Here is an 858-nt window from a genome sequence, read left to right as displayed (position 1 = left end):
AAGCTTGAGAAGAAGCTTCTGCTTTCTTAAAGCCCACTGTCATACTGCCAGATGCGCCAGCCTCGGTCAAACCGCTTAACGTATCCTGTGGATTGCCCCACGACTTTGGCTTCAAAATACGCATCCCCCGTAATGAAACCTCACCTGCTCTATTGTCGACTATCTTAACCACCAAATTAAAAGTGCCCGTTGCGTGGATAAAGAAGGAGACAGCTTTGATCCTCTACTTCATTCGTGATTTTATCTAACGACCTTTTTAACGATGGGGAGGACGCTTTGGTGATCGCTTTTGTAAAGCTTTTTGCTTTTGCTGACGTTTTCTTTCATCCTCAAAATGCGTTAGTAAAGCGCGTTCCTGTTTCGTTTTGTTGGTCACACCAAAGGTGTCATTGTCCATCAATTGCTGATATCCAGCTAGCATCAAATTAGCTAAAAACGAGTCACTTTTCAGAGGTTGTACAAAATAGAGCCCTTTTGAATCTTGCAATTTATACCGGAAACCTGCTTTTTTCATGCACTCATAAACTGAGGCAAATTCACTCGCATACGAATTCATATCACTAGAAGAAGCATAAACCGGTTTCCAGCCACATTTTGATAAGGATTGTTGGATCATCGCTTTATCGACACCTGGTTTTTCCCATAATGCTAAAGTTGATGGAGGAGGTTGGTTAACACATCCAGCTGTATTTAAGAGAGCTATGCAACTCAATAGTTTTAAGATTTTCTTCATTATTCCCCTCTTTCAATGGATTTATTTACAATAAACAGCTCGGAAGCTTGTTGATATTTCCTGTCACCGCTGCTTAAAACAACGGTGAACAATATTGAGATGATTGGTTGAGAAAACAATCCCAC

At 40.8% G+C, this 858-nt stretch carries 1 protein-coding gene; it reads right to left on the bottom strand.

Annotated elements, in window-relative coordinates; genetic code table 11:
* Positions 1-256: 256 nt before the first annotated feature.
* Positions 257-733, bottom strand: a complete 477-nt coding sequence (locus tag ACFILA_RS09645; RefSeq protein WP_375657659.1) for a hypothetical protein — start codon at positions 731-733, stop codon at positions 257-259.
* Positions 734-858: the final 125 nt, after the last annotated feature.

The sequence above is a fragment of the Bartonella sp. CL71SXKL genome, from assembly GCF_042194935.1.
GTDB lineage: Bacteria > Pseudomonadota > Alphaproteobacteria > Rhizobiales > Rhizobiaceae > Bartonella.
The sequence above is the reverse complement of the archived record's forward strand: the minus strand, read 5'-3'. Positions and strand labels throughout refer to the sequence as shown.